General features: G+C 42.4%; 30 protein-coding genes, 3 riboswitches and 1 other annotated feature. Of the genes, 7 read left to right on the top strand and 23 right to left on the bottom strand.

Annotated features, from left to right (window positions below; genetic code table 11):
* Positions 1 to 180: 180 nt before the first annotated feature.
* A riboswitch (M-box (ykoK) riboswitch) is annotated at positions 181 to 344 on the bottom strand.
* A gap of 132 nt (positions 345 to 476) precedes the next feature.
* The 5 genes from C6Y06_RS20045 to C6Y06_RS07225 form a co-directional block, all read right to left on the bottom strand.
* Positions 477 to 617 (bottom strand): hypothetical protein, encoded by a 141-nt coding sequence (locus C6Y06_RS20045; protein ID WP_003212346.1) that lies wholly within the window; start codon positions 615 to 617, stop codon positions 477 to 479.
* A 76-nt stretch (positions 618 to 693) separates the two neighbouring features.
* A complete protein-coding gene (locus C6Y06_RS07240) occupies positions 694 to 1,212 on the bottom strand; it encodes a PepSY domain-containing protein (protein ID WP_034662966.1) in 519 nt (172 codons plus the stop codon).
* Between the two features lie 93 nt (positions 1,213 to 1,305).
* Positions 1,306 to 1,995 carry a PepSY domain-containing protein gene (locus tag C6Y06_RS07235; protein WP_066030991.1) on the bottom strand — a complete coding sequence of 230 codons (690 nt, stop codon included), beginning with the start codon at positions 1,993 to 1,995 and terminating at the stop codon, positions 1,306 to 1,308.
* Positions 1,996 to 2,062: 67 nt separating this feature from the next.
* A complete protein-coding gene (locus C6Y06_RS07230; protein ID WP_060596099.1) occupies positions 2,063 to 3,412 on the bottom strand; it encodes a HAMP domain-containing sensor histidine kinase in 1,350 nt (449 codons plus the stop codon).
* A gap of 3 nt (positions 3,413 to 3,415) precedes the next feature.
* Entirely contained in the window at positions 3,416 to 4,102 is a 687-nt protein-coding gene (locus tag C6Y06_RS07225) for a response regulator transcription factor (protein ID WP_060596098.1), read from the bottom strand.
* 445 nt (positions 4,103 to 4,547) lie between these two features.
* Between C6Y06_RS07225 and C6Y06_RS07220 the strand changes: the two genes are divergently transcribed.
* The 3 genes from C6Y06_RS07220 to guaD all read left to right on the top strand — a co-directional run bounded on the left by C6Y06_RS07220 (position 4,548) and on the right by guaD (position 8,862).
* On the top strand, positions 4,548 to 5,507 hold the full coding sequence (locus tag C6Y06_RS07220) for a S8 family peptidase (RefSeq protein WP_060596097.1): 960 nt from the start codon (positions 4,548 to 4,550) through the stop codon (positions 5,505 to 5,507).
* A gap of 112 nt (positions 5,508 to 5,619) precedes the next feature.
* A riboswitch (cobalamin riboswitch) is annotated at positions 5,620 to 5,811 on the top strand.
* 153 nt (positions 5,812 to 5,964) lie between these two features.
* Positions 5,965 to 8,253: a 5-methyltetrahydropteroyltriglutamate--homocysteine S-methyltransferase gene (gene metE, locus C6Y06_RS07215; protein ID WP_106036733.1), complete on the top strand. Its 2,289-nt coding sequence runs from the start codon at positions 5,965 to 5,967 to the stop codon at positions 8,251 to 8,253.
* A 138-nt stretch (positions 8,254 to 8,391) separates the two neighbouring features.
* Positions 8,392 to 8,862 carry a guanine deaminase gene (gene guaD / locus C6Y06_RS07210; RefSeq protein ID WP_034662982.1) on the top strand — a complete coding sequence of 157 codons (471 nt, stop codon included), beginning with the start codon at positions 8,392 to 8,394 and terminating at the stop codon, positions 8,860 to 8,862.
* A 59-nt stretch (positions 8,863 to 8,921) separates the two neighbouring features.
* Here guaD and ohrB read toward each other — a convergent pair whose 3' ends face one another.
* On the bottom strand, positions 8,922 to 9,338 hold the full coding sequence (gene ohrB, locus C6Y06_RS07205; protein ID WP_034662985.1) for an organic hydroperoxide resistance protein OhrB: 417 nt from the start codon (positions 9,336 to 9,338) through the stop codon (positions 8,922 to 8,924).
* Positions 9,339 to 9,499: 161 nt separating this feature from the next.
* On the opposite strand from ohrB, the gene C6Y06_RS07200 reads away from it, so the two are divergent.
* Entirely contained in the window at positions 9,500 to 9,946 is a 447-nt protein-coding gene (locus C6Y06_RS07200) for a MarR family winged helix-turn-helix transcriptional regulator (RefSeq protein WP_034662988.1), read from the top strand.
* Positions 9,947 to 9,978: 32 nt separating this feature from the next.
* On the opposite strand, the gene C6Y06_RS07195 is transcribed toward C6Y06_RS07200, so the two are convergent.
* The 6 genes from C6Y06_RS07195 to purU form a co-directional block, all read right to left on the bottom strand.
* On the bottom strand, positions 9,979 to 10,407 hold the full coding sequence (locus C6Y06_RS07195) for an organic hydroperoxide resistance protein (protein WP_106036732.1): 429 nt from the start codon (positions 10,405 to 10,407) through the stop codon (positions 9,979 to 9,981).
* 198 nt (positions 10,408 to 10,605) lie between these two features.
* On the bottom strand, positions 10,606 to 10,740 hold the full coding sequence (locus tag C6Y06_RS07190) for a hypothetical protein (RefSeq protein ID WP_034662996.1): 135 nt from the start codon (positions 10,738 to 10,740) through the stop codon (positions 10,606 to 10,608).
* Positions 10,730 to 11,866, bottom strand: a complete 1,137-nt coding sequence (locus C6Y06_RS07185) for a Rap family tetratricopeptide repeat protein (protein WP_060596094.1) — start codon at positions 11,864 to 11,866, stop codon at positions 10,730 to 10,732. Before C6Y06_RS07185 ends, C6Y06_RS07190 begins: the two co-directional genes overlap by 11 nt.
* 129 nt (positions 11,867 to 11,995) lie before the next feature.
* On the bottom strand, positions 11,996 to 13,243 hold the full coding sequence (locus C6Y06_RS07180) for a glutamate-5-semialdehyde dehydrogenase (RefSeq protein WP_106036731.1): 1,248 nt from the start codon (positions 13,241 to 13,243) through the stop codon (positions 11,996 to 11,998).
* A 12-nt stretch (positions 13,244 to 13,255) separates the two neighbouring features.
* Positions 13,256 to 14,353, bottom strand: coding sequence for a glutamate 5-kinase (proB, locus tag C6Y06_RS07175; RefSeq protein WP_106030749.1), 1,098 nt, complete (start codon positions 14,351 to 14,353; stop codon positions 13,256 to 13,258).
* Positions 14,354 to 14,408: 55 nt separating this feature from the next.
* Positions 14,409 to 14,627, bottom strand: a binding site (T-box leader).
* A 43-nt stretch (positions 14,628 to 14,670) separates the two neighbouring features.
* Positions 14,671 to 15,573 carry a formyltetrahydrofolate deformylase gene (purU, locus tag C6Y06_RS07170; protein ID WP_034663009.1) on the bottom strand — a complete coding sequence of 301 codons (903 nt, stop codon included), beginning with the start codon at positions 15,571 to 15,573 and terminating at the stop codon, positions 14,671 to 14,673.
* A 162-nt stretch (positions 15,574 to 15,735) separates the two neighbouring features.
* Between purU and C6Y06_RS07165 the strand changes: the two genes are divergently transcribed.
* Complete coding sequence (locus tag C6Y06_RS07165) at positions 15,736 to 15,921, top strand: hypothetical protein (RefSeq protein WP_060596091.1); 186 nt, start codon at positions 15,736 to 15,738, stop codon at positions 15,919 to 15,921.
* A gap of 32 nt (positions 15,922 to 15,953) precedes the next feature.
* On the opposite strand, the gene C6Y06_RS07160 is transcribed toward C6Y06_RS07165, so the two are convergent.
* Complete coding sequence (locus C6Y06_RS07160; protein WP_034663013.1) at positions 15,954 to 16,268, bottom strand: DMT family transporter; 315 nt, start codon at positions 16,266 to 16,268, stop codon at positions 15,954 to 15,956.
* On the bottom strand, positions 16,265 to 16,594 hold the full coding sequence (locus tag C6Y06_RS07155) for a DMT family transporter (protein WP_034663015.1): 330 nt from the start codon (positions 16,592 to 16,594) through the stop codon (positions 16,265 to 16,267). The genes C6Y06_RS07160 and C6Y06_RS07155 overlap by 4 nt, the downstream gene beginning before the upstream one ends.
* A 66-nt stretch (positions 16,595 to 16,660) precedes the next feature.
* Positions 16,661 to 16,768, bottom strand: a riboswitch (guanidine-I (ykkC/yxkD leader).
* Positions 16,769 to 17,047: 279 nt separating this feature from the next.
* Between C6Y06_RS07155 and C6Y06_RS07150 the strand changes: the two genes are divergently transcribed.
* Entirely contained in the window at positions 17,048 to 18,091 is a 1,044-nt protein-coding gene (locus C6Y06_RS07150) for a bifunctional transcriptional activator/DNA repair enzyme AdaA (protein ID WP_060596089.1), read from the top strand.
* A 17-nt stretch (positions 18,092 to 18,108) separates the two neighbouring features.
* Here the strand turns inward: C6Y06_RS07150 and C6Y06_RS07145 are convergent, their stop codons facing one another.
* From C6Y06_RS07145 to C6Y06_RS07125, 5 genes are all read right to left on the bottom strand, one after another.
* A complete protein-coding gene (locus C6Y06_RS07145) occupies positions 18,109 to 18,654 on the bottom strand; it encodes a GNAT family N-acetyltransferase (RefSeq protein WP_106036730.1) in 546 nt (181 codons plus the stop codon).
* Positions 18,655 to 18,672: 18 nt separating this feature from the next.
* On the bottom strand, positions 18,673 to 19,161 hold the full coding sequence (locus C6Y06_RS07140) for a small multi-drug export protein (RefSeq protein WP_106036729.1): 489 nt from the start codon (positions 19,159 to 19,161) through the stop codon (positions 18,673 to 18,675).
* Positions 19,162 to 19,281: 120 nt separating this feature from the next.
* Positions 19,282 to 20,034 (bottom strand): HAAS domain-containing protein, encoded by a 753-nt coding sequence (locus C6Y06_RS07135; RefSeq protein WP_106036728.1) that lies wholly within the window; start codon positions 20,032 to 20,034, stop codon positions 19,282 to 19,284.
* A gap of 4 nt (positions 20,035 to 20,038) precedes the next feature.
* Positions 20,039 to 20,365 (bottom strand): PadR family transcriptional regulator, encoded by a 327-nt coding sequence (locus C6Y06_RS07130; RefSeq protein ID WP_060596085.1) that lies wholly within the window; start codon positions 20,363 to 20,365, stop codon positions 20,039 to 20,041.
* Positions 20,366 to 20,479: 114 nt separating this feature from the next.
* Positions 20,480 to 21,001, bottom strand: a complete 522-nt coding sequence (locus C6Y06_RS07125; protein ID WP_060596084.1) for an acyl-CoA thioesterase — start codon at positions 20,999 to 21,001, stop codon at positions 20,480 to 20,482.
* Positions 21,002 to 21,180: 179 nt separating this feature from the next.
* On the opposite strand from C6Y06_RS07125, the gene C6Y06_RS07120 reads away from it, so the two are divergent.
* Positions 21,181 to 22,062 carry a dimethylarginine dimethylaminohydrolase family protein gene (locus C6Y06_RS07120; RefSeq protein WP_060596083.1) on the top strand — a complete coding sequence of 294 codons (882 nt, stop codon included), beginning with the start codon at positions 21,181 to 21,183 and terminating at the stop codon, positions 22,060 to 22,062.
* A 39-nt stretch (positions 22,063 to 22,101) separates the two neighbouring features.
* Here the strand turns inward: C6Y06_RS07120 and C6Y06_RS07115 are convergent, their stop codons facing one another.
* The 4 genes from C6Y06_RS07115 to C6Y06_RS07100 are packed head-to-tail and all read right to left on the bottom strand — an operon-like array spanning position 22,102 to position 25,994.
* Positions 22,102 to 23,070, bottom strand: a complete 969-nt coding sequence (locus C6Y06_RS07115; RefSeq protein WP_106036727.1) for an ABC transporter ATP-binding protein — start codon at positions 23,068 to 23,070, stop codon at positions 22,102 to 22,104.
* Positions 23,060 to 23,977, bottom strand: a complete 918-nt coding sequence (locus C6Y06_RS07110; protein ID WP_106036726.1) for a C40 family peptidase — start codon at positions 23,975 to 23,977, stop codon at positions 23,060 to 23,062. The genes C6Y06_RS07115 and C6Y06_RS07110 overlap by 11 nt, the downstream gene beginning before the upstream one ends.
* The gene (locus C6Y06_RS07105) at positions 23,977 to 25,056 is read right to left on the bottom strand and encodes a mandelate racemase/muconate lactonizing enzyme family protein (protein ID WP_106036725.1); all 1,080 of its coding nucleotides are present in this window, start codon (positions 25,054 to 25,056) and stop codon (positions 23,977 to 23,979) included. Before C6Y06_RS07105 ends, C6Y06_RS07110 begins: the two co-directional genes overlap by 1 nt.
* Positions 25,053 to 25,994, bottom strand: coding sequence for a S66 peptidase family protein (locus C6Y06_RS07100; protein ID WP_106030742.1), 942 nt, complete (start codon positions 25,992 to 25,994; stop codon positions 25,053 to 25,055). Before C6Y06_RS07100 ends, C6Y06_RS07105 begins: the two co-directional genes overlap by 4 nt.
* Between the last annotated feature and the right edge of the window lie 22 nt (positions 25,995 to 26,016).

Genomic DNA, 26,016 nt, shown 5'->3' with positions numbered 1-26,016 from the left:
ACCCGAATCCCTTAGAATGTGCGGGGGTCAGGATCTCCTCTATCTGATGTCTCAATCTGATCTTTTGACATATTCTCTATGTGTCTCGAATCGGGATGATCCATCCCCACACCTCCTTTTCCCATAAAAAAGCACCTTCAACCGAATGAAGGCGCTTTGTAAGCATAACAAAATAAACACTTGCTCCTTCAATCGTAGAGCTTTAGCACTGTATGGCATAGGAAAAATCCAGCTGCATTAAAAATCACCTTATGTCGATGATTTCTGTTGACCCATTGGCGTCTTTGGACATTTTTGGGCAGCAGCGTATCTCCATACAGGAGCCTCACCTAACGAAGTCTCATATTGTTGACACACTGAGATTACAGAAAAAGCGCAGTGATGTCAATAAGCAAGATGCCAAGTTTCCTCATGTATTCGCTTACTTTTGAAAAAAAGAGCGATAGACAAAGTTGACCATCGCCCTTTCATGTCTTTTATTCCTCTTCTGGCTGATTCATATCCTCTTGGGAGAGGAGATGAAAGGAATCATGCAAAAACAAAGCATATCCTTCTCCATCAGGATGCGGAACATATTCCGCATGGTCCATTGTCTGCTCTTCTTCTTTTTTCTTCATATTCTCTCGCCTCCTTTCCCGTAGTTTGTCCCAATGAAAAAACCTTACACATGAAAGTGTAAGGTTTGGTGATGGCTTAATCATCCCATTCTTGCTTCAGGATTTTGCCTGTTTTAGCGGAAATCTCAAAATCAACTTCCTCGCCGTTTGGTGTGGTGATTTCGACTTCATACAAGTACACACCATTTTCTTTATCTAAATCAGAATCTGTGACTGTTCCTTTTACTTTTGCAAGGGCAATTTTTTCAGCCTGCTTTTTAGTGATTTTCACATTCTGTTTCTTTTCTTTGACTGGATCGTTCAGCGCTTTTCCTGTTTTCGCATCGACATATACTTTATATTCAAAGCCGCCTTTTTTAATCTCGACCTCATACACCCATTTTCCTTTTTTACGCTCAAGATCCACATCGTCCACATACCCTTTCACGACTTTTAGGGCTGCTTTTTCAGCTTGTTTCTTTGAGACAAACGATGATTTCTTTTGCACCACCTGCTCGGCGTGTGCTGTTTGATTTGTATTTTGCGCTTGAAGTGTGAAACCACCTGCGACAAGAGTTCCTGTTAATGCTGTAGCTACTAGTACTTTTTTCATCATGTTCATGTCCTCCTCTATTTGATTTCTCCTTTATCTTAAAGAAACAAGATGATAAAGAAAGGAAAGAAACATGAGAAAATCATGAGAAAAGGATTAGTTTTCGTACGTAATACCTTCAATGTCTCCTGTATATGCGTTCACAAGCACCTCTGCCTCACGCCCGTCAGGCAAATCCAGCTCCACCTCAAAGACGAGCATACCGCTAAATGTTTCAAGATCTGCATCATCCACTGTCCCTCCGACTTCTTTTACCGCAATTCGGATGGCTTCTTCAACCGTGATTTTCGTCAGTTTCTTTTCTTTAGAGGTTGGTTTTTTCTTTTCTGCTTCAAGCACCTTAAACGTTTGCTTGTCGACATCGACTTGATATAATTCTTTTTTTGATTGGATCGTAAAGATAAAACGATCTGACTTTTCTTTCTTTTGGATGACAGTACCGCTTACTTTTTTAACAGCCGCTTCCTCTGCCTGGAGCTCAGCATTTTTTTCATTTGGCTTTTGATAGCTTTTGGTCTGTCTGATTTCTTTCATTTGACCGCTTGCAGAAGATGCAATGATTTGATAGATGCCATTTGCATTTTCCAGCGTCAATGTATAGTCCTGTTTATGATTGATTAAATCAATATTTGTAATGTTTCCATTGTAGTCTTTTGCGATGATTTTTTTGATTTCTGCTTCACTTAATATTTTTTGATCAATGGTTTGAATCATGAGCATTGCAAAGGCAGCAAGAACGACGAGACATCCTGCGAGCGCAAGCACCATTTTCGTTTTTCTAGACATGCAGCGCCTCCTTCCTATTTCCTATTTTATAAGGAGGAAATGAGAAATTGATGAGAAAAGACCTATTTTATTTCCGGAAAAGAATGGTCATGGTTGTCCCTTCGCCGATTCGGCTGTCTACCTTCAGCTCAGCTCTATGCTCTTCTGCAATTTGCTTCGCAATTGAAAGACCAAGACCCGTTCCGCCCGTCTCACTGTTTCTTGCTTCATCCACACGGAAAAAGCGGTCAAAGATTTTCGGCAAATCCTCTTCTTTTATGCCAATCCCATGGTCAACGACTGAAATAAACGGCTTCTCTCCCGCCCATCCGCATGTCACATCAACTGGCTCTGTACTATATTTGACCGCATTATCAATCAAGATGGTCAAAAGCTGTTTGATTTTCTCTTCGTCTCCTTCCACAATAAGCGGCTGATCTGTTTGCACATGAGTTTGAATGGTTCGATTGGTGGCCACTTCAAGTGTATGGCATATCTGCTTGCACAAATGACCAAGATCGACTGGCTTCATATCCACATATAGAGGCTGACCATTTTTTGCCAGTGTCAGCAATTGATCTGTCAGCCTTTTCATTTTTTTCGCTTCATCATGAATCGCTTGGGAGGATTCTTCAACAACCTCTGGACGTGTTTGCCCCCAGCGCTTCAGTAAATTACTGTAGCTCATAATGACGGTAATCGGTGTCTTCAATTCATGAGAGGCATCATGCAAGAATTGCTGCTCTTTCTCATAATGCTTCTCGAGGATTTCTGACATTTCATTAAAGGTTTGTCCCATTTGATACAATTCATCCTTTGAATCGCCTGCTAGTTTGATTCGTTTAAACGCCTTCTCCTTCATACTTGCCTTCATGGTGCTCGTCATTCTACTAATAGGGCGTACGATTTGTTTTGTTAAAATGTGGCCAGCAAAATAGGAAAGCACTATAATTAAAACGCCAGCAGCGATTAAAATCATTCTTAATAACGCCAAATTCTCTTCCGTATTTTCGATTTCTTCATATACTTGGAGCGACACAATCTCTCCATTTGTCCAAATAACCGGGATCGCAGCGAACGCAGTCATATGCTTGTTGTATTCTTTGATTTCTGCTGTCTGCCCAGATTCATATGTGAAAGGCAGTGAACTAAACGTTGACTCCTTTGTGACAGTCAGCTTTGATTCACCCGTTTCTGTCACGACACGGATCATGCCATTTTGGGGCAAGTACGCTTTCAGAAGCTCCGAAGATGGAAGACCTTCTTCTTCTGATTTTTTTAAAGCAATGGCGATATTTTCAGCCACCTCAGACAGCCGGGACATATCTTTTTGCGTCAAGGTTATCGAAAAAATAAAATAAATGGCTGTATGAAATAAGAGCACCATTAAAAACAAAGACAACGACGTATAAAGCTGGATCTTATTTTTTAATCTCATTCTTTATCCTTTCATCACATAACCCACACCTCTCACTGTGTGAATCAGCTGTTTTTCGAATGGGTAATCGACTTTTTTTCTTAAATAACGGATATAGACATCCACCACGTTCGTATCACCAAAATAATCAAAACCCCAAACGGCTGTTAAAAGTTGATCTCTTGTGAGCACTTGCTGCTGATGCTTCAGCAAGTGGACAAGCAGATCATATTCTCTCGGTGTGAGTTCAAGCATTTGGCCTGCCCTTTGTATGTCTCTTGTTTTCTCGTTGACAGTCAAATCTGCTATGCTCAGCTCTGTCTCCATCTCTTCTTGCGCATGAATATTCAACCTTAGCTGCGCGCGAATTCGTGCTAATAATTCTTCTATGTCAAAGGGCTTTGTAATATAATCATTCGCCCCAAGATCGAGCCCGCTTACCTTATCAGGAACACTTCCTCTTGCTGTAATCAACATAATAGGTGTCGCTGTATTTGTCTTTCGAACCCTTCTCAGCACTTCAAGACCGCTTAATTCTGGAAGCATGACGTCAAGCAGCACCAAATCGAAACTTTCTTCTTCAAGAGCCTGAAGTCCATCCATTCCAGTCTCTTTGACTGTCACCTCATATCCTTCATATTCAAGCTCTAGTGACAGCACCCTTGCAATTTTCTTTTCATCTTCGACTACGAGTATCTTCCCTTTATTCATCTCTATCTCTCCTATCTGAAAGGCAAGCTTGTCTTTTCATTATTATATGTTGCCTTTCGCATTTGGAACAGTCACAATCTTCATGTCTATTTTTTATGAAAGAAACATTTATTTTTGAACAAAAACATTATACATACTTTTTATATCGCATTTATTGCATGATTTCCTTGTTTTTTAGTCTGCCTCTTTTAGTCCTTTTCACCCATTTTCATCTGTACAGGTGCAAGCTCACTATGCAGCATATCCTCCTTTTTCATATGATATCAAGAGTTTTCCTCAAAAGCTGAGTTCTTTCGTCAAGAAGTGAGGAGAACTGCACTTTTGATAATAGATTGATTATTTGAAAAATTATTACAATTGACCCTTTCCGATCAAAAGTTTCTTTTATACAATAACATTACGCAGCCTGAATCTACTTTGAAAACAAAATAAGGAGGGCTTTCTTATGAAAGGTGAAATTCGCTTAATTCCGTATGAAGTAAAAGCCAATGTGATGGAAGCGAAAGAGACGCCGGAAAGTATTCAGGAGATTAAAGCACCCGAACTTTGGTCAAGTGGCTTCAAAGGAAAAGGCATAACCATTGCTGTCCTTGATACAGGTTGCGACACGGAGCATCCCGACTTAAAAGATCAGATTATCGGAGGCAAGAACTTTACCGATGATGACAACGGAGATGCTGAAAATGTGAAAGACTACAACGGACATGGCACCCATGTAGCAGGGACGATTGCAGCAACAGATCAAAATGGCGGAATTCTAGGGGTTGCCCCTGAAGCCAAGCTGCTGATCGTGAAAGTTCTTGGCGGTGAAAATGGCAGCGGGAAATACGAATGGATCATTAATGGCATCAACTATGCCGCTGAGCAGAAGGTGGATATTATCTCCATGTCTCTCGGTGGTCCAAGCAATGAGCCCGCCTTGCAGGAAGCCATTCAAAACGCGGTGAAAAGCGGTGTACTTGTTGTGTGCGCAGCAGGAAATGAAGGGGACGGGGACGAGCGTACAGAAGAGTTCTCCTACCCAGCAGCATACAATGAAGTCATTGCCGTCGGCTCTGCCTCTCTTGCAAGAGAATCCTCTGAATTCTCCAATGCCAATAAAGAAATCGACCTCGTCGCTCCAGGAGAAGACATTTTATCCACTCTCCCTAACCATAAATACGGCAGACTCACAGGCACCTCAATGGCCGCCCCTCACGTAAGCGGTGCACTAGCCATTATTAAAAATGCCGAGGAAGAAGCGTTCCAGCGCAAGCTGACAGAGCCTGAGGTCTATGCTCAGCTTGTCAGAAGAACCCTTCCACTGAAGCAGTCGAAAGCCCTCGTCGGAAATGGATTTTTATATTTAACTGCGCCTGATGTCCTTTTAGAAAAAACATTGGAAGCAGATCTTTTATCTCTATAGCTTGAATAGAGATCCTGAGAATAGATTGAATTTTCTCAGGATTTTTTTAATTAAAATTATTCAAAATTTACTTTGACGAAATGAAGTGGACGTTATATAATCGAACACAATAAATTCATAGTTTGAGAGTCGGTAATTCGATCACACGTCGAATTTTAATTGGGAAGACCGGTGAAAATCCGGCGCGGTCCCGCCACTGTGAGTGAGGAGAGCTTTTCTCATGAATCCACTGTCATAAGGATGGGAAGGATGAAAAGCTTGCAGATTCACCAGCCAGGATACCAGCCGCTCTATCACATCAAACCCCCTACGGTTGATAGGAGATGTCGGAAAAAGCGTCAGTTATGCTCACGCCTTATTTCGCACACACATTTTGTCTTTTTAAACCAGACATTTGCCCTCATCAATCTTCGCCATGAGTGTAAATGTCTTTTTATATTTAGAGGAGGAATTGGAATTGACAATTGTTAAAACAAGTAATCTAGGTTTTCCGCGAATTGGTTTAAACAGAGAATGGAAAAAAGCACTTGAGTCTTATTGGAAAGGTCAAACAGACCGCGAAACCCTCTTAAGCACACTGGATGAACAATTTTTAACGGCCATTAAAACGCAAATTGATCAACAAATTGATGTTGTTCCTTCTGGAGATTTTACCTTCTACGATCACGTGCTCGATACTGCTGTCATGTTCAATTGGATTCCAGAGCGCTTCCGCAGCTTAAAAGACCCGCTAGATACATACTTTGCGATGGCAAGAGGAACAAAAGATGCTGTCTCAAGTGAAATGACAAAATGGTTTAATACAAACTATCACTACATCGTTCCAGAATACGAAAAAAGCACCGAATTCAAACTCACACATAACAAACCGCTTGAAGCTTACGAAAAGGTGAAAACGGCGTTTGGTGTTGAAACAAAACCTGTTGTACTTGGTCTTTATACATTTGTCTCACTTTCTAAAGGCTATGAACCAAATGAAGTAAAAGAGATTCAGCAGCGTCTCGTGCCGCTTTATACTCAGGTTTTAAAAGAACTTGAAGAAGCTGGCGTCAAATGGGTTCAAATTGATGAGCCAGCACTTGTCACCGCTTCATATGAAGACGTGAAAGCCGTAAAAGAAATCTATCAAGCGATTAAAGAAGCCGTACCTGCCTTAAACATTCTTCTTCAAACATACTTTGATTCAGTAGATGCCTATGAAGAGCTTGTCACATATCCTGTTGAAGCCATCGGTCTTGATTTTGTCCATGATCAAGGGCGCAATCTTGATCAAGTGAAAAAGCATGGCTTCCCGAAAGATAAAATTTTAGCAGCAGGCGTCATTGATGGAAGAAATATTTGGAGATCAGATCTTGGAGAAAGATTGTCATTCATTTCTGAGGTCATTGCTGACGTTCAGCCGAAGGAAGTATGGCTGCAGCCATCAAGCAGTTTGCTGCATGTACCAGTTGCAAAACACCCAAGCGAACAGCTTGAAGAGAAACTATTAAACGGACTGTCTTATGCCACTGAAAAGCTGGATGAATTAACAACATTAAAAGAAGGCTTAACAAAAGGAGCCGCAGCGATTGAAGCCGCCATCAATGAAGCCACGCAAGCACTTCTTACTTTAAAAGAATTTGCAAAAGGAACCAATGCGGATTTCACAGCAGAACGCAACAATCTTTCATCGAAAGACTTTAAACGTCCAGCTGCCTTTGAAGAGCGCCTTCGTATCCAAAACGAATCTCTTGAACTGCCGCTTTTGCCAACAACAACCATTGGCAGCTTCCCGCAGTCTGCTGAAGTGCGCAGTGCTCGTCAAAAATGGCGTAAAAATGAGTGGACAGATGCAGAATATGATGAATTTATTAAGAAAGAAACAAAAAGATGGATTGATATTCAGGAGGAAATCGGTCTGGACGTTCTCGTACATGGAGAATTCGAACGTACAGACATGGTTGAATACTTCGGTGAGAAGCTAGCCGGATTTGCCTTTACGAAATTTGCTTGGGTACAATCCTACGGATCACGCTGCGTGAAGCCGCCAATCATTTATGGAGATGTCGAGTTTACAGCGCCAATGACCGTGAAAGAGACGGTTTACGCACAAAGCTTAACGGAGAAAAAGGTCAAAGGAATGCTGACAGGACCTGTCACCATTTTAAACTGGTCTTTCCCAAGAACAGATATTTCTCGGAAAGACATTGCCTTCCAAATCGCTTTCGCATTACGTAAAGAGGTAGAAGCGTTAGAAGAAGCAGGGATTCAAGTTATTCAAGTGGATGAACCTGCGCTAAGAGAAGGTCTTCCACTCAAAGAAAGTGATTGGGCAGAATATTTAAACTGGGCAGCAGAGTCGTTCCGACTATCAACATCATCTGTTCAAAATGAAACGCAAATTCATACACATATGTGCTACAGTAACTTCGAGGATATTGTCGATACGATCGAAGACCTTGATGCCGACGTAATTACGATTGAACATTCACGCAGTCATGGCGGATTCCTCGATTACTTAGAAAAGCATCCGTATTTGAAAGGACTTGGACTTGGTGTATATGACATTCATAGCCCGCGCGTTCCATCTGTCGAAGAAATGAGTCAAATCATTGATGATGCGCTGAACGTATGTCCGACAGATCGCTTCTGGGTGAATCCTGACTGTGGTCTAAAAACGAGACAAGAGCCTGAAACCATTGATGCTTTGAAAAACATGGTGACGGCTGCTGAAGTCGCTCGTAAAAAGCTGGCGCAGCATGCATAATTGATTCCCTCTCCCCTGCCGAACATGGCGGGGGTTTTTATGCGCAGATTGTCCTGTTTGACCATCTACTAGGATGTTTCCTTTTCTAGCATGATTCGTTTATACTAGAGAAGTCAGTCGAACAAAGGGAGGAAGACAATGAATCACGAAGATTTTTTACAACGCGCAATTGATCTTGCAGTAGAAGGAGTCAATAGTGGTACTGGCGGCCCTTTTGGAGCAGTCATTGTCAAGGATGGACAGATTATTGCAGAAGGAAGCAACAATGTGACAACAACGAATGATCCAACTGCACATGCAGAAGTCACAGCTATTCGAAAGGCGTGCCAGACGCTACATACATACCAATTAGAAGATTGTATTTTATATACAAGCTGTGAGCCTTGCCCGATGTGCCTTGGCGCTATTTACTGGGCTAGACCAAAAGCCGTGTATTTTGCTGCTGGACATCAGGATGCAGCGACTTCTGGTTTTGATGACTCGTTTATTTATGAAGAAATCAACAAGGATTACGAATCAAGAAATATTCCATTTTACCAGCTGACACTTCAAAAAACCCTTGCACCGTTTGAAGCTTGGGAAACATACGAACAAAAGAAAGAATATTAAAAAAAGACACCTGCTTACCAGCAGGTGTTTCTTTTTTTCAGCGTGATAGAAAACCTTTTTTATTCAGCCACTTCAAGCTCTACTTCGATGTTCCCTCTTGTTGCTTTTGAATATGGACAGAATTCATGCGCAGCCTCGACAAGCTCTCTCGCTTTGTCATGGTCAAGGCCTTTTGCAGACACAATCAGCTTGACACCAAGCTTAAAGCCGCCATCACTTTCATCTTTTAAAAGACTGACATGTCCTTCTACTTCCGATTCAATGTCTATCCCTTGCTTCTTCGCTACTTGTTCAAGTGCCCCTCCGAAACAAGCTGCATAGCCGGCTGCAAATAATTGCTCTGGATTCGTACCAGTTTCTCCGTCTTTCTTAGCATTAGGCATGACAATGTTATGATCGAGTACACCATCTTCTGAACGAACATGTCCAGCTCTTCCATGCTGCGCCTTTACTTTTGCTGTGAATAATGGTTTCATCTTCATCTCCTCCTTTATCTATTTATTCTTTTCACGTTCTATCCATTTCTCAAACATTTATCGCACATTAAAGAATTTTTCATTTTTGGGCTGTATTTATTTTAAAAAGGAAGAAAATCTTATACAATAATAAGTATGACAAAAAATAGTTGGTGACTGACATGACAAATGAATTCGAGCATATGAAGCTGGAAAATCAGCTTTGTTTCTTGTTATATGCAAGTTCAAGAGAGATGACGAAGCAATATAAACCGTTATTAGAAGAGTTAGACATTACGTATCCGCAATATTTGGCACTGCTTTTATTGTGGGAGCATGGGACATTAAATGTGAAAACGATGGGAGAGCTTTTATATTTAGACTCCGGTACACTCACACCTATGCTGAAACGGATGGAGCAAAACGGACTCATCATCCGCGAGCGCTCGAAAGAGGATGAACGTTCTGTGCAAATTCGTTTAACGGAATATGGCGAACAACTAAAAGAGAAGGCTACTGCGATTCCATTTCATATGCTGTCTGGGACAGGCAGATCGGAAGAAGAGTTAAAAACGCTGCGCGCCTCTTTGCATGAGCTTTTGCAAAAATTAACACAACCAAAAGGCTGAGGGAACATTCCCTCAGCCTTTTATGATGTCAATTATTGTGCGACAGCTACTAGTTCTACTTCGATATTTCCTTGAGTTGCTTTTGAATATGGGCATACGCCATGTGCTTTATGAACAAGCTCATCTAATGCTGATTGCTCGATTCCAGTTCCTTTTACTTCTAGCTTAACGCCTAGTTTGAAGCCGCCATCTGAACTATCTTTCACTAAGCTCACATGTGCTGTTACTTCACTTTCAAAACGGATACGCTCTTGTCTCGCGACCATTTGAAGGGCTGAATCAAAACATGCAGAGTAGCCTGCTGCGAATAATTGCTCTGGATTTGTTGCTTTTTCAAGTTTTTTCGCTCTTGGTGTTCCAGGCATTGCTACATCATGCTCAAGCACACCATCGGTTGAAACAACCTTTCCTTCTCTTCCTCCGACAGCTGATACCGTTGCAGTAAATAAAATATCTGACATGAATATAACCCTCTTTCTCTCTAATAATATTTTCTACAATTGAATTGTACACAATTTAAATTCAAGAGTCAATGAATAAACACTCTTTTTCTAAGATTTCCTTCTCACTTCTATTTTATGAGCATGTCACGCAGATTCATTTTTAGACAGTAAAAAAAAGCCCTTGAATAAGGGCTTTCAGATTGTTGACAAAAGCTTTTAGATGATGTCATGCTGCGCATTTGGTTGTTCTAGCGTATGGTTTCTGTTATCCGGGTCGGCATTTGCTGCTGCCAGCCATAACGCCAGGATGGTGATGCTTGTACAGACGACTGCCCATTTTTTAAAATTCATATAAACAATCCCCTCTCTGAATATAGATTCGAGCATGTTCCGCTTCTCCGTAGAACATGGAAGATTTTTCATAATCTCCCATTTCATTATAATACTTTGCGGTGTCTAATGCCAGCTCCTCTATATCTGGATATGCATAGGCAGACTCTAAAAAATGAAAAATTCGTTTAATATGCTCCGCATCTTGCTTTAAATACAATGCTTCTAAAAATATCGTCTTCTGAATATGAATATCATCCTGAAGTGCTTCTGCTCGCTTCATACATTCTTCTCTGTAGTGTAAGGCTTCTTCGTGTTTACCTTGTTTGTATAATATCTGAGCGGCGGTATAAAGAGGGTCTATAGATCGACGAAGGTGATCGGATTGATTTTGGTCAAATAACGAGATGGATTCTTTCATTAGTTCGAGTGCGCGGTCAAGATCTCCCATTCGGTAATAACTGTTGCCCATATTAAACAAAGAGGAAGCAATAAAACGCACATTCTGAAAGTCTCTTGATCTCGCAAGCGCTCTCTCGAGATGTGGTAATGCCTTTTCATGCCTTCTCATATCATCATAGTTACCGGCCACAATAAATTCGCATTGGATCGTGCGAAGCGCATATAGCTCATGTTGAATATAGACATCCAGCGCCAGTTTGGCATGGTGCATCGAGATATGTGTTTGTTTCATGTGATAATATATTTCTGACATTTTAAAATGAAATTCCGCACGTTCAATATCATCTGACACAAAAGAAAGCTTGTGCTCTGCCTTTTGATAAGACGAGATGGCAGCAATATACTGCCTACGGCCAAATTCATACATGCCTCTGAAAAAATGATAGTAGTATTCAAGCATGCCTGTGACATGTGTTTGATGCTCATCTATTTCTTTCGAAAGCTCGGAAAAGTTGGCGCGAAGCTTTCCTTCCTTTAATGGCTTTAAGTAATCGAGCATGACCTCATGCCTGAATTCCATTAAAGAAAAATAGAGAAGCAAATTCTGATCTTCTTCCATTGAATCAAGAGAGGTGCGAATTTCCTGCTTTAATTGTTCTGCTTGTTCTGAATCAAATCTGCGGATTAATTCATACCACTTGTTGATTTTCACTCCAATATCCGAAGAGGGAATGATTTTCGCCATACGTTGCCTTCTCCAATCTTCTCAAAATATAAAACATTACCATATTTTATCATACTTGACCGAAGAAATACAAAAATGAAATGAAAGGAAAAAGAGAGCCTGCTGTCACAAGACTCTCTTTTGAATTCGTTATTCTCTTATTTGTCCTTGACCACGAATGACAAATTTTTCAGAGGTTAAAGCCGGCAGACCCATCGGCCCTCTTGCATGCAGTTTTTGTGTGCTAATCCCTATTTCTGCTCCGTAGCCAAATTCAAAGCCATCTGTGAACCGAGTAGAAGCATTATGATAGACAGCGGCAGCGTCGACAGCTGTTAAGAAAAGTGAAGCATGCTGATCATTTTCCGTAATGATCGCTTCAGAGTGCTTGGAGCTATACGTTTGAATATGCTGAATCGCTTCTTCTATGCTCTCTACGATTTTAATACTGACAATCGGCGCTAAAAACTCTGTTTCATAGTCCTCTTTTGTCGCTAATGAAGCACTAGGCGCAAGGGCACATACGGCTTCATCGCCCCGTATCTCTACCCCATTTGCATGCAGGGCTTCAAATAACGAAGCGCCATATGTTTTTGCCCATGTTTCATGAATGACAATGCTCTCAATCGCATTGCAAACAGATGGCCTTTGGGTTTTAGCATTCAGCACAATCTGCTCAGCCATTTCGTTTTTCGCTGTTTCATCAATATAGATATGACAGTTCCCTGCACCTGTCTCAAGCACTGGCACGGTAGACTCTCTCACGACAAGATCAATTAAATTTTTCCCGCCGCGCGGAATAAGGACATCCAGATATTCATTTAAAGTGAACAGCGTTTTCGCCGTTTCACGGCCTGTATCTTCAATCAATTGCACACTGTCTACGGGAATATCCGTTGTCTGAAGCGCTTCATGGATCACCTTGACAATCGCTTTATTACTATGAATGGCAGAGGAGCTCCCGCGAAGAATAACAGCATTCCCAGTTTTGAGGCAAAGGGTGGCAGCATCTACTGTCACGTTTGGCCTTGCTTCATAAATCATTCCAACCGTTCCGAGAGGCACACGCACCTTTTCGATGAACAGACCGTTTTCTTTTTGAATGGTTTCTAATGTTTCACCAATTGGGTCTTTTAAGTGAATCAGCTGAAGAGTAGCGTCTGCAATGGCGTCAATTCTCTCTTCTGTGAGTGTAATCCGGTCAATAACAGAAGGCGTGAACTGATTTTCCTCAGCAGCCTGAACATCCTTTTTATTCTCCCCCAATAAATAAGCGGAAGATGCTTTAAGTGCAGTTGCGATGGCATGTAAAGCTGCATTTTTTTGCTCCGTCGTTTTTAGCAGCAGCTGATCTTTGGCTGTACTTGCTTTTTTTGCTTTTTCAAGAACTTCATTCATCGTATTCCCTCCTCAGTTTTGTACATGCTGTACCCAGTGATCTCTGTGTATAACCTCAGGCTTCTCATTTGAAAGCTCATCACTTCGCATCCCTTTAATGCCGAGAAGCTCATCGGATGCGTACAAGGTTTGTCCTTTACCTACTAGTCCGTTCGGACCGACGACTTCAACGACCTCTCCTTTAGAAAAGTCACCAGCGACATCAATGACGCCAGCTGGAAGAAGACTTCTGCCATGATGCAAAATCGCCGCTTCTGCTCCTGCATCTATCATGATTTTGCCAGAAACGGGTGAATGGAATTGAATCCATTGACGGCGGTTGTTGATCGCTGATAAGTCCTGTTCTCCGATATACGTTCCGTCTCCTTGACCCGCTAGAATATGAAGCAGCTTATCTTCACCAGTACCTGTGCCAATGAAGACTTTCACGCCTAGTGAAAGTGCCGTTTGTGCAGCAGACAGCTTTGATTTCATCCCGCCTGTTCCCACCTTTGAGCCTGTGCTCTTCGCATATGAAAACAATTCTTCTGAAATGTGTGTTAGTACATCAAAACGCTTCGCCTCAGGATGCTCATTTGGATTTGCATTATAAATTCCATTTATGTCTGTTAAGATGATCAATTGGTCTGCATGAATTAATCCACTGACAAGAGCTGACAGCATGTCATTATCCCCAAAGGTAAGCTCCTCGATCGAAACTGAATCGTTTTCATTGATAATTGGTAAAATTTTTCTTTCCAGCAGCTCCATCATCGTTGCGTAAGCATTTCGATATCTTGTTCGATCTGAAAAGTCATTACGGGTTAAAAGCATTTGTGCAGGTGTCATGTGAAACTGTGAAAATAGCTCTGTATATTTCTGCATTAACAAGCCTTGACCAACGGCAGCTGCTGCCTGTTTCCCCTTTAAGGTCACAGGTCTTGATGGATACCCTAAGCTGCCAAACCCTGCTGCAACGGCTCCTGATGAAATTAAAATGATTTCATGCCCAGCCTCTTTCAGTTTTGCTATCGCTTTCACATGATCCTGCATTTTTTGTTCATCAATGGCTCCTTTTTGCTCTGTTAATGAACTGCTGCCAATTTTGATGACGATCCTTTGCTTTTTCATTATTGATTCCCTCCGCTATACCTTTAGGCACAAAAAAATCCCTTTTTCTCCTTGTTTAAAGGACGAAAAGGGATTTTCCGTGGTACCACCTTCATTGAATAAGCATACATCTAGCTTATTCCACTCAACTCCTGTAACGCCAGGCACGCGCTTAGATTTTTCCTCTAAGGCTCAAAGGGCAGGTTCAGCAGCTGTCTGCGGCAAATGTTTCAGCATGTCATTTGCTCTCTTTACGCATCAGTTCCTGCTTACTATTCCTTTTCAACGCTCGTTAATTTTTTTATATTATCACCAATTGCTCAGGAAAAGTCAAGCCGTCAATTAAATACAATCGTTTTATTCTCATGCACAATTATTCGATCTTCTAGATGCCATTTGACGGCACGTGCTAGCACACTCCGCTCAATTGTTCGGCCAATATTTTTTAATGCTTCTGCATCATCCCGGTGATCTACACGCTCAATATCCTGTTCAATGATCGGTCCTTCGTCTAAATCATTGGTCACATAATGAGAAGTCGCGCCAATTAATTTGACTCCCCGTTCATATGCCCGCTTATATGGATTTGCACCAATAAACGCTGGCAGAAAAGAATGATGAATATTAATGATTTTGTTCGGGTGCTGTTCAATAAATTCAGGCGTTAAAATTTGCATGTATCTAGCAAGCACAATGGCATCAATATCATACTCTTCTAATAATGCGAGCTGCTGTTTTTCCGCTTCTTTGCGAATGTCTTTGTTCGCCTTCACAAAATGGAACGGGATTCCAAGCGATTCTACTGTATCTTTTGCCGTTTCATGATTGCTGATCACGACCGCAATTTCAGCCATGACATTTCCACTTTGCCATTCCCATAGCAGCTCATGTAAACAATGAAGCTCTTTTGACACAAAGATCGCCAGCTTTTTAAGCTCACTTGCACGCGACATGCTCCACGTCATTTGAAATGATGCTGCAATTGGCTCAAACTGATGCTTCAGCTGATCCATATTTGCCGAGATGTCTTTCCAATCAAATTCAATTCTTAAAAAGAACCGGCCGCTTTCATGATCTGTTGTGTATTGGCTGGATTCAATGATATTCGCTCCGTGCTCAAATAAAAAGGAAGAAACAGCTGATACAATTCCAGGCTGATCCGGACAGCTGACAAGCAACCTTCCTTTTTGCTCATGCTTTTGTCTGTGTAATTCAAGTTTCTCTGTTATCAAAGTTCTCATGTATCATGACCTCATTTACGTTTTCATTCTAATGAAATATTATACTGGACTGGAAAGAGAAAAAGCAATGTAGAGTCCTGTTTTTTATTGAATATTCATTCAATTCTGCACCTGGCATGATATAATGTGAATAGACCTTTTATCATAAAAGGAGTGATGGAGATGAAAAGTATGACCTTGTTTGGTAAAGTGAGCTTTTGGCTCGGCATCGTTTGTCTGATCACAGGTATTTCCCTTTTTATAGCCGGTGAAAGACTCATTCCTTTTCTCACATTTGGTGTGTGTTTTCTGCTTGCGAGCCAGCTTTACCGCAAAAATGAAAACGATTCCAATCATCATTCAATGTAACAAAAGGCTGGCATCTATCTGCCAGCCTTTTCTTATTCAATGATTTTCAATCCTACTGCCGCAGATAAAATCAGGGCGATGAAGAAAATACGTTTTGCGTCTTTCGACTCTCCGTAAAACAGCATACCGACCATGGCGCCTCCAGCAGCTCCGATTCCAGTCCAAATAGCGTACGCCGTTCCCATCGGAATCGTATTCATCGCAAGAGACAGCATCAGAAAGGACATCGAAAAGCCAGCTGCAATGAATAAAATCCATTTGACATGCCGGTCTTTTTGGAATTGATTCATCATGGTCACACAAAGCATTTCTAAGATGCCTGCTCCAATGAGTAAAAGCCAGCTCATGATTCAGCCTCTCCCTTCTTTTCACCTGTTGTCAGCTTCAGTCCTAATACACCGCACAAAAGCATGACAATCAAAAGCAGTTTGACAAGCTGAACCGGCTCACCAAGCACCATGCCTATGAGGACGGTACCTGCTGTCCCAAGCCCGGTAAAAACGGCATAAAGTGTGCCAACTGGCAGTACACTTGTTGCTTTCATGAGTAAATAAAAGCTCACGATAATACAAACGATGGTTGCGCCCCATTCTATGAGCGAGTGGGCATATTTCAGCCCCATCACCCAGCCGACCTCAAAGATGGCCGCAATAAAGACATTTCCCCATTTCATCTGATCTTCTCCTTTCTGAACGATTCCAACCAACAAAAAAAGCCTGGAAATCGATCGTTTGATCAAATCTCCCGGGCTTTTATCCCTCCGTGTCCATATGGCCTCTTCTAAGACCCTATGTGTTTTCTCTCGGACCAGACTGCACCAGCGCACGGAACCCTAGAAAACCAATTCATGATATACAGACCTGACTTAGAGCAGATTCTGTATTAAAAATCTTATCACACCCCGATATGCCGGTCTACCAGTTTGCTCTCCCTCTTCAAATATACTTGTTCATTTTTCGAAAGAAATGATATGAGACCGGCGTATACTAAATGATAGACAGAGAAATGATCACATCGCTGATATAATGAAATAAGATTGATGTGATGAACGATCCAAGATGACGCTTTGTTTACCAGCCCAAAGTACGCTGAATCACATTTTATAGGAAACCAAGAGGTGGATCGTATGATGATAACCGACGAACAGAAACATGAATTTTATCAAGCACTGGTTGACAAGAACCCGCAATATGACGGCACATTCTTTGCCGGCATTAAGACCACTGGTATCTTCTGCCATGCCACATGTACCGCTAGAAAACCAAAATATGAGAACTGTGAGTTTTTCTTTACAGCAGAAGAAGCACTGCTTGCAGGATATCGTCCGTGCAAGCGCTGCACACCATTAACATATCCTAACAGCATTCCGGAAGAAGTCAAAACACTCGTTTCTGCAGTTGAAACACATCCTGAAAAACGCTGGAAAGAAGAAGACTTTCATCAATTAGGGATTCACTCTGCAACGGCACGGCGGAAATTCAAAGAAATCTACGGCATGACCTTTGTTCAATATGCGAGATCACGCCGAATGGGACTTGCCTTTAAAGAAATTCTGAATGGAAAAAAAGTGATTGATCAGCAGGTCGCCTTGGGCTATGAATCTTCGAGTGCCTTCAATGATGCATTTACGAAAATTATGGGAAATCCCCCTAAAAAGACGCAAACCAAGATTCTCCACGCTAATTTTATTTCTACACCGATCGGGCGGATGATCAGCGTGACAGATGCGACGCATGTGTATTTACTGGAATTTGTGGACAGGCGGGGACTCGAAAAGGAAATTGAAAACATGAGAAAAAAGCATCAAGCCCGTATTTTAGTCGGGGAAACAAACGTCCATCAGCAATTAGCAAAGGAATTGACCTTATATTTTGAGAAAAAACTCACGCAGTTCTCGGTACCACTTTCCTTACATGGCACCCCTTTTCAAATGAAGGTGTGGGACCTGCTCACACGCATTCCATCAGGCGAAACAAGTTCTTACCGCGAGCTTGCTGTGATGCTGGGCGATCCGCATTTGGTCCGGGCGGTAGGGAATGCAAATGGTGCCAATCAATTGGCGATCATCATTCCATGCCACCGCGTCATTCAAACAAGTGGTGAGCTCGGCGGCTACGGCGGCGGGATAGAACGGAAGAAATATTTACTTCAGCTAGAACAGCGGATATAAAATAAAAACGGCTCTGCTTATTTTGTAAGCGAGCCGTTTTCTTCGTTGCGGGTGATGCTGTAGACATCAATGATTTGGTCCCATTTCGAAATGGTTTTTTCTTTTTTCATGCCCATTTTTAAAGCGACCTTTACCGATGCTTCATTGTCTGGGCGGATTAAGCTCACCATTCGTCTGACTTTCATTTCATCAAAGCCATAGGTGAGACAGCCTTTTGCGGCTTCAGCAGCATAGCCATTTCCCCACGCTTCTTTCTTTAGCATGTAGCCGATTTCAAGTTCGGTTTGTCCTTCAATGTTTTGCAGAACAATGCCGCTTTGTCCAAGTGGTTCATTCGTTTCTTTGTCTTCAATGATCCAGAGGGAAGTATGATACATACGGTCATTCTTTTGATTCCATGCAATCCACTCTTTCGTCTGCTGCTCATCCTTCAAAGAAGGATAATACTTCATCACTTCTTCATCTTGGAACAACATATCATATAAAAATGGCGCATCATGTTCATTCATCGTTCTTAGCCTGAGCCGATCTGTTTCAAGCACTGTCCGTGTTTGAAGTTTCATTTATGATCCTCCCCTCACTTACTTACTAAAAATATCTCCGAACAATCCATTTGAATCTGGGGCAAAGTAATGGATTCCCGCACCGGTTAAACTAGCTGCCAGCGCTGTCCACATCATTAAACTGACTGTCATCCACACTGCGACTTGCTTTCTTTTCGTCCCGAAGCTCATGCACATAAATGCCGCTAGATGACTGCCGATGATAAAAGGTCCGACGAGCGCTAATCCCGGGAGACCATATCGTTCCCAAATTCTTCTGGCCCGCAGCTGCTTTTTCTCTCCTTTTTCATCACTTTTGTCCTCTTTTCTCTTCAACCGCCATGCTTTGAAGCGGTCTACGAAAACAATGAGAAGGAAAACGGTAAAAAAATTGCCGATGAATCCAATGACCGCAGTCGGTACAGGATGCATGCCACTTAAAATGGCCAACGGAACGACACCTACCACTTCAAAAAAAGGCAAAGCAGCCAATACAAACACAAGTACATATCCCCATAAAATATCCAAGCACAGAACCCCTTTTCATTTTTGTCCTCTTCCCATTGTAATGAAAAACACGATACCATTTCTACATTTTTTTAGAAAAAGAAAAGCACATCTTATAGGATTATAGATGTGCTCTGTTTTTTACAATGTATTTTCATTTTTCTTATTCGTCCGGCGTAAAATAATGAGCATCAGCCCGATTAAGATCACAATAGATAATAGACTTTGCAAGAAAAGCACGCTTGGTGATGTCCAGCCAATCCACTCGAATATGAGCTGCGGTCCGAAGAAGATAACTGGTATCAATGAAACAACATTCGCCTTCATGATCGCATTAAAGACAATGATACATAGCAGCATAAGCAGGATGACGCCCCATCTTTGACCTGAAGTCAGGACAAGTAATGGTGTGCCGAGTTTTTGATCCAATAGTTTGATTGTGACCATCGCGGTCAGCTGAAAGATTCCTAAGATCCAAAAGTAAAGAAATGCCCGGCGGCTTGTCTGAAAGGCAGACGCTCTAAACATCACAATGATCATGATGACATTGGCCACTAAAACGAGCGGATAGCCAATCAATGCATACCAAGAATAGGATAAGCTTTGACTGATCGAATCTGATAAAATCATGTAGAAGAGAGACCCGATTAAGAAGGCACTGATGAATGGAACCCAGTCTTTATGGTGTCCTGACAGCTCTTTTGCGAGTTCATCAGCATAGCTCCGCGGATCTCCGCCAAACACAGCCTCCCCTGTTTTACCATCTTTTTCAGCCTCTACCGCGTGTGTCGTCAATTCATCCATCAGCTCATCAATTTCGTCCACATTTTTTCCCTTTGATATGAGATATAATTTCAGCTCTAGTAGGATGTGTCTTGTTTCTTTTGATACCATAATCTCACTTCCCTTTTTGTAATAAGCGGTTTACATTTTTTGAAAGCTCACTCCAGCGGGTCATAAACTCTGTGAGCGCTTGTTCTCCAGCTTGTGTGAGCGTATAGTATTTCCTTTTCGGTCCGCTCGCTGATGTTTTTGTGACAGTAGTCACCAGCTGTTCCTTTTGCATACGCAGCAGGATCGGATAGATACTTCCTTCACTAATTTGATCAAACCCGTAATGCGCGAGCTTCTTTGTCATTTCATACCCATAAATCTCACCCTCAGAAATAATCGATAGCAGGCAGCCTTCCAAAATTCCTTTTAACATTTGTGTGGATGTTGTCATCTTTGTTCCTCCGATTCCAGTACCTTGCATCACAAGATAGCATCATCTTACCACACACTATCTTGTCATGCAAGATACTATCCTAGAAAAAAATCACCGCTGAAAGGGTGATTTTTACGCCCATGGTTTATCTGTTCCAAGTGCGTCAGCCAGTGCCTTGCTATGCTTTCGGCGGCTTTTTCTTTCTTCTGCCCGCTGCTTCGCTGTTTGATGCAGCATGATTTCTTCCTCTGTTTCCGGTACGACTTGTGGAACTCGTTTTGGCTTTCCGTTTTCATCTAGCGAGACAAAAGTCAGAAATGAAGTCGCTGCAAGTCTGCGCTCTCCAGACATCAAGTTTTCTTTCATGACTTTGACGAACACTTCCATGGAAGACGTGCCGACCCACGTCACATAGGATTCCAAGCATACTGACTCTTTTTGTCCAATCGGCTCTAAAAAGTCAACAGAATCCATCGACGCCGTGACCGTTTCACTGCGGCTGTGTCTTGCTGCCGAGATGGAGGCAATGTCATCTATATAACTCATTAATTTCCCGCCAAATAAGGTTTGGTGGTTATTCGTATCGAGAGGGAATACCCTGCTGGTTTTGACAACTTTCGATTCCTTGCAGTATTTGAAATTTTCTTCACTCATCATCATAGCTCCTTCTTGCTGTTTTCGTGAATGCGGAACGACTTTTATTAAACACTATTCTTTTAGGTTTGTCTAAACTTTTTGCTTTAGTCTCTTGTGAGAGATTTTCTTTCGGAAATGTTTCAACTATGACTAGAACGAGGAATAATAGAACTATGAACAAACAAGGAGGCCATTTGATGGATTCTATGAGAGCAGAACAAATACACAAAATGCCGCAATGCATGAGTGAATATGACGATTTACAAGAAGTCCTTTTATGCAGTCCCATCTATATGGAAATCAAACAGATCATCAACGAAACCCAAAAACATTTTGCAAGAGAAAATATTTCTCAAATGAAAGCCATTGCTCAGCATAAGCAATTGATCCAAACACTAAAAGACCATCAAGTACGCCCCATTATGCTTCCTGCAAATGACCGCTTTCCTGAGCAAGTCTTTACTCGGGATATTGGGTTTACGATTGGACATACACTCTTTGTTTCAAGCATGGCCGCTCCAGTTCGGCAAGGAGAAGAACAATTATTAAAAGAGTGGGCACAGGGAAAAGGCTGGAAAACTGTCACACTGACAAATGGAACGATTGAAGGCGGCGATGTACTTGTGGATCAAACACGCGTATTTGTCGGAACGAGCAAGAGAACAAACCCAGCCGCTATCCATGAGCTCAAAAAAGGACTGCCTGATCATGACATCATTCCCATTCATCTTCCTCCTCACATTTTGCATCTCGATTGTGTGATGAATATTCTCTCTCATGATGAGATATTGATTTATCCTGAAGCGTTCAAAAAAGAGGATCTTCACCTGCTTCAAATGCATTATCATCTAATTGAAATAAGCGAACAAGAGCAATTCACACTCGGACCAAACGTTTTATCCCTTGGACAGAAAAAAGTGATCAGTTTGCCCATCAATCAACAAACAAATGCTGCATTAACCGCTCACGGGTACACTGTCATTGAAGTGGATTTTTCAGAAATCATTAAATCTGGCGGCTCTTTTAGATGCTGCACATTGCCGATTCGGCGTTCATCCACTAAAAAAGCCAGCGTGTAGAACAGCTTGTCTACTTGCTGGCTTTTTTTCTGTCTATTTTTATGTTCGATCGTATAAATGACAGGCGACATCATGTCCTTCTTCTACTGCTTGTAATGTTGGCTTTTTTTCAGCACACACATCCATCGCTGCAGGACACCTTGTTCGAAATACACAGCCGCTTGGCGGGTTCACTGGACTTGGAATTTCTCCTTTTAAAATGAACCTTTTGCGCTTGTCCTCCACGTCAGGATCTGGAATGGGGATCGCTGACAGCAAGGCTTGTGTATATGGGTGCAGCGGTGTTTGATATAACATATCACTGCTGGTCAATTCGACGAGATGACCTAAATACATGACACCGATTCGGTCGCTGATATATTTGACCATCGACAAGTCATGCGCAATAAAGAGAAATGTCAGCCCTTCCTCCTTTTGCAGTTTCTTCAGCAAATTCACAACCTGCGCTTGAACGGAGACATCTAGTGCAGAAATTGGCTCATCTGCCACAATAAATTTCGGCGCTAAGGCGAGGGCTCTTGCAATACCGATTCTCTGCCTCTGCCCTCCGCTGAATTCATGAGGATAGCGAGTCGCAAAGTCATAGCTAAGTCCAACAGCTTCAAGTAGTTCTTTCACCCGGACAACTCTTTTCTTTTGACTCCCGTAAAGGTTGTGAATCTCCATTGGCTCCAGCATAATATCTTTTACAGACAGCCGCGGATTTAAGGAGGAATACGGATCTTGAAACACCATTTGAATTTGCCGATTAAAATCAAATGATTCTTTTTTAGAAAGGTGATGAAGACTTTTCCCTTCATATAAGGCTTCCCCATCTGTCGGTTCATAAAGACGCATAAGCACTTTTCCAAGTGTGGATTTTCCGCAGCCAGACTCGCCAACAAGGCCAAACGTTTCGCCTTGTTTCAGCTGAAAGGAGACACCGTCTAGCGCTTTAAGCGTTCTTCCTTTCGATAGATGAAAATGTTTTTTGAGATTGTTTACTTGTAAAAGTGGTTCAACTGCCATGACCATTCCTCCTCTCGCTTGGCAAATACCGTCTTGCACCTGCCCATTCTTTTTCATATGAAGTGCCAGAAAGGGAAAGAAGTTCAATTTCTCTGCCGGTTTTAGGCGAATGAAGCATCATACCGTCACCTGCGTAGATCCCAACATGGCGGACAGCTCCCTTTCCGTTGTCATTGGCAAAAAACAATAAGTCGCCTTGTTCTAAATGGCTTGATGCGACCGGTGTTCCTTGCACTGCTTGGTCACTTGCGTCCCTCGGCAAAAGATATCCGCACGCTTTATACATGCTGTAAGCAAAGCCTGAACAGTCATAGCCAAAGCTGCTCATGCCGCCCCATAAATACGAAAGACCAATAAATTGTTTTCCCTTCTCTACAACATCTTTGCCGGTCATAGAAGAAATGGATGAAACTGACTGCACATCTACTTTATTGATTTTTCTCGTCCCTGCTGGTGTGACAACGCGAAAGCAATCACTCGTTTCTTCTACAGCTGCGAGCTCTGTTAAAAAACTAATTTTCATGTCCGCTTGCCCATTTCGATAGAGCATGGCTTTTTTCTGACAAACGATATGAGATATAGCTGGCGCACTTCCTTCTGTCACTTGCTTTAGATGGTTCGTAGGTATATAGCCAGGATAGCCTTGCGGATGTTTCCGGCTGGCCTGCTGCGGAATGACGACTTTCATCCAGCCGTCTGTCTCTTCTAATCCAATGACTCGTTCGCCGAGCAGTACTTGCGATTGGATCAGATTTTCTTCACATAAAGCCAGTTTTTCTTCATATGTTTGCTTGTCAATCCACTCTTTGATTTTGAAGGAGCCCTGAAGTACCTTTTGATCGATTTCTCTCGGTGACTGCGGCGCTGTCCATACGTTCGCAACTGCAACCTTTGATTCAAATATCATCATGAGACTCCTTTCACCCCTTGAATGCCTAACCCATGATGCGGCGGGAAAAAGATATCTTTTCCTTTGTACACGATTCCTCCGTCTACCATGTCCTCTTTTAGCATCAGCGGGGCATCAAAATCATAGCGGGTGATATTCGGCTGGCTGGCGGCGAGATGAGCGGCTGCTGTAATGCCAAGTTTTGACTCAATCATACTGCCAACCATGCACTTTACGCCGTATGCTTCTGCTAGAGCATTGATTTTTAGGGCTTCTTTTATGCCGCCTGATTTCATTAATTTTAAATTGATCAGATCACAGCTTCTCGTTTCAAGCACCTTGATCGCATCATGAAAACTGAAAATGCTTTCGTCTGCCATAATCAATGTATCTGTTGCTTCTGTCACACGGCGCAGGCCTTCGATATCTTCTTTCGGAACCGGCTGCTCTACTAGTTCGATATTCAGCGCCTCCATTTTCCGAATGGCTATGATCGCTTCCTTCCACGTCCATCCTTGGTTCGCATCGAGTCTGATCTGAATATCCGGCCCGACCTTTTCTCGAATTCGCTTGATACGCTGAATATCCGTATCTATGTCATCTTTTCCTACCTTGATCTTTAACGTCTGAAAGCCTTCAGCTGCGTATTGCTTCGCATCTTCCGCCATCTCAAGCGGACGGTTTACACTGACCGTATAATCGGTTTCAAGCTGACTGCGATATCCGCCAAGGTATTGATAAAGCGGAAGTCCTGCCTGCTTCGCTAAGCCATCATAAATGGCCATGTCAACCGCTGCCTTTGCGCTTGTGTTGCAAGCGAGCACTCGGTTCATATGAGAAAAAATTTGTTCATATTCTGACAAGGAAGCTCCAAGCAAAATCGGTCTGATCACTTCGCATATGGCATAGTCGATGCTTTCCAGCGTTTCACCTGTAATCACCGTTGTCGGGACTGCTTCTCCGTAGCTGACGTCACCTTGATCATATGCGATGATAACGATCAGAGATGCTGCGTCATACACCGTTCGTAAAGCGGTTTTGAAAGGCTTTTTTAGCGGTACACTCATTCTGCATGTACGAACATCGACGATTTTCATTTGATCGCCTCTTTCGCTGCAACGCCTGGAGAAATGTGCAGTTTTTTTCCTGTCGCATCTAATGCAGCCTGCGTGCCCATTGGAATAGCAAAGTTCGGCGAAGAATGACCGATCCGGAAGCCCCCAAGTGCAGGTTTCTTTTGCGGGACAATATAGGTGCCCCATACTTGATTCAATGTAAGGGACTGATCTTTCTTTTTTGGCTCACATTGATGAAAATCTCCAATGATGAATCCAGCCGCATCATCCAATTTCCCAGCAGATGTGAGGTGCTGCATCATTCGATCAATTTTATAGGGCTCTTCGTCAATATCTTCAATGAACAAAAGCTTTCCCTTCGTATCGATTTCAAAAGGTGTACCAAGTGTTGTCACGATGAGGGCAAGATTTCCTCCTACAATCTCACCTGAAGCGGTGCCCGGATAGAAAGTATGAAGGGGTGACAAGTGGTGCGCATACGTAAAGGCTTTCGGTGCAAACAGCTGTAAAAAGGTATCTTTCGTATAAGGATGAACCTCCTCAAGTCCCACATCAGAGGAAAGCATTGGACCATGAAAGGTCACAAGACCAGTCTGCTGCTGGATGGCCGTATGTAAAAACGTAATATCACTATAGCCCCAAAAGATTTTTGGATTCCGGCGAATCAGGTCATAGTCAATGACTTCCGCAAGTCTTCCAGTCCCATATCCTCCGCAAGCACAAATAACCGCCTTCACTTCTGGATCTTGAAACATGCGATGAAGATCCTCCACTCTTTCATGATCATAGCCTGCTAAATACCCATACCGGCAGTCGATATACTTTCCTTTTTTCACCTTTAGCCCGAGGCTTTCTAAAAAGGCAATCCCTTTTGCTAATTTCAGCTCATCAGGCGGGCTTGCTGGTGCAATAATCCCCACCGTATCCCCTGTTTGAAGTGCCACTGGCAGCTGGCTCATGCCATATCCCCTCTTTCTCTTT

This window comes from Bacillus sp. MZGC1 (genome assembly GCF_002998605.1).
Lineage (GTDB): Bacteria > Bacillota > Bacilli > Bacillales > Bacillaceae > Bacillus.
The sequence above is the reverse complement of the archived record's forward strand: the minus strand, read 5'-3'. Positions and strand labels throughout refer to the sequence as shown.

Bases quoted from the DNA above. Each gene is read 5' to 3' on its own strand.
- C6Y06_RS20045 (WP_003212346.1), bottom strand. From the start codon at position 617: ATGAAGAAAAAAGAAGAAGAGCAGACAATGGACCATGCGGAATATGTT.
- C6Y06_RS07240 (WP_034662966.1), bottom strand. From the start codon at position 1,212: ATGATGAAAAAAGTACTAGTAGCTACAGCATTAACAGGAACTCTTGTC.
- C6Y06_RS07235 (WP_066030991.1), bottom strand. From the start codon at position 1,995: ATGTCTAGAAAAACGAAAATGGTGCTTGCGCTCGCAGGATGTCTCGTC.
- C6Y06_RS07230 (WP_060596099.1), bottom strand. From the start codon at position 3,412: ATGAGATTAAAAAATAAGATCCAGCTTTATACGTCGTTGTCTTTGTTT.
- C6Y06_RS07225 (WP_060596098.1), bottom strand. From the start codon at position 4,102: ATGAATAAAGGGAAGATACTCGTAGTCGAAGATGAAAAGAAAATTGCA.
- C6Y06_RS07220 (WP_060596097.1), top strand. From the start codon at position 4,548: ATGAAAGGTGAAATTCGCTTAATTCCGTATGAAGTAAAAGCCAATGTG.
- guaD (WP_034662982.1), top strand. From the start codon at position 8,392: ATGAATCACGAAGATTTTTTACAACGCGCAATTGATCTTGCAGTAGAA.
- ohrB (WP_034662985.1), bottom strand. From the start codon at position 9,338: ATGAAACCATTATTCACAGCAAAAGTAAAGGCGCAGCATGGAAGAGCT.
- C6Y06_RS07200 (WP_034662988.1), top strand. From the start codon at position 9,500: ATGACAAATGAATTCGAGCATATGAAGCTGGAAAATCAGCTTTGTTTC.
- C6Y06_RS07195 (WP_106036732.1), bottom strand. From the start codon at position 10,407: ATGTCAGATATTTTATTTACTGCAACGGTATCAGCTGTCGGAGGAAGA.
- C6Y06_RS07190 (WP_034662996.1), bottom strand. From the start codon at position 10,740: ATGAATTTTAAAAAATGGGCAGTCGTCTGTACAAGCATCACCATCCTG.
- C6Y06_RS07185 (WP_060596094.1), bottom strand. From the start codon at position 11,866: ATGGCGAAAATCATTCCCTCTTCGGATATTGGAGTGAAAATCAACAAG.
- C6Y06_RS07180 (WP_106036731.1), bottom strand. From the start codon at position 13,243: ATGAATGAAGTTCTTGAAAAAGCAAAAAAAGCAAGTACAGCCAAAGAT.
- proB (WP_106030749.1), bottom strand. From the start codon at position 14,353: ATGAAAAAGCAAAGGATCGTCATCAAAATTGGCAGCAGTTCATTAACA.
- purU (WP_034663009.1), bottom strand. From the start codon at position 15,573: ATGAGAACTTTGATAACAGAGAAACTTGAATTACACAGACAAAAGCAT.
- C6Y06_RS07165 (WP_060596091.1), top strand. From the start codon at position 15,736: ATGAAAAGTATGACCTTGTTTGGTAAAGTGAGCTTTTGGCTCGGCATC.
- C6Y06_RS07160 (WP_034663013.1), bottom strand. From the start codon at position 16,268: ATGAGCTGGCTTTTACTCATTGGAGCAGGCATCTTAGAAATGCTTTGT.
- C6Y06_RS07155 (WP_034663015.1), bottom strand. From the start codon at position 16,594: ATGAAATGGGGAAATGTCTTTATTGCGGCCATCTTTGAGGTCGGCTGG.
- C6Y06_RS07150 (WP_060596089.1), top strand. From the start codon at position 17,048: ATGATGATAACCGACGAACAGAAACATGAATTTTATCAAGCACTGGTT.
- C6Y06_RS07145 (WP_106036730.1), bottom strand. From the start codon at position 18,654: ATGAAACTTCAAACACGGACAGTGCTTGAAACAGATCGGCTCAGGCTA.
- C6Y06_RS07135 (WP_106036728.1), bottom strand. From the start codon at position 20,034: ATGGTATCAAAAGAAACAAGACACATCCTACTAGAGCTGAAATTATAT.
- C6Y06_RS07130 (WP_060596085.1), bottom strand. From the start codon at position 20,365: ATGACAACATCCACACAAATGTTAAAAGGAATTTTGGAAGGCTGCCTG.
- C6Y06_RS07125 (WP_060596084.1), bottom strand. From the start codon at position 21,001: ATGAGTGAAGAAAATTTCAAATACTGCAAGGAATCGAAAGTTGTCAAA.
- C6Y06_RS07120 (WP_060596083.1), top strand. From the start codon at position 21,181: ATGGATTCTATGAGAGCAGAACAAATACACAAAATGCCGCAATGCATG.
- C6Y06_RS07115 (WP_106036727.1), bottom strand. From the start codon at position 23,070: ATGGCAGTTGAACCACTTTTACAAGTAAACAATCTCAAAAAACATTTT.
- C6Y06_RS07110 (WP_106036726.1), bottom strand. From the start codon at position 23,977: ATGATATTTGAATCAAAGGTTGCAGTTGCGAACGTATGGACAGCGCCG.
- C6Y06_RS07105 (WP_106036725.1), bottom strand. From the start codon at position 25,056: ATGAAAATCGTCGATGTTCGTACATGCAGAATGAGTGTACCGCTAAAA.
- C6Y06_RS07100 (WP_106030742.1), bottom strand. From the start codon at position 25,994: ATGAGCCAGCTGCCAGTGGCACTTCAAACAGGGGATACGGTGGGGATT.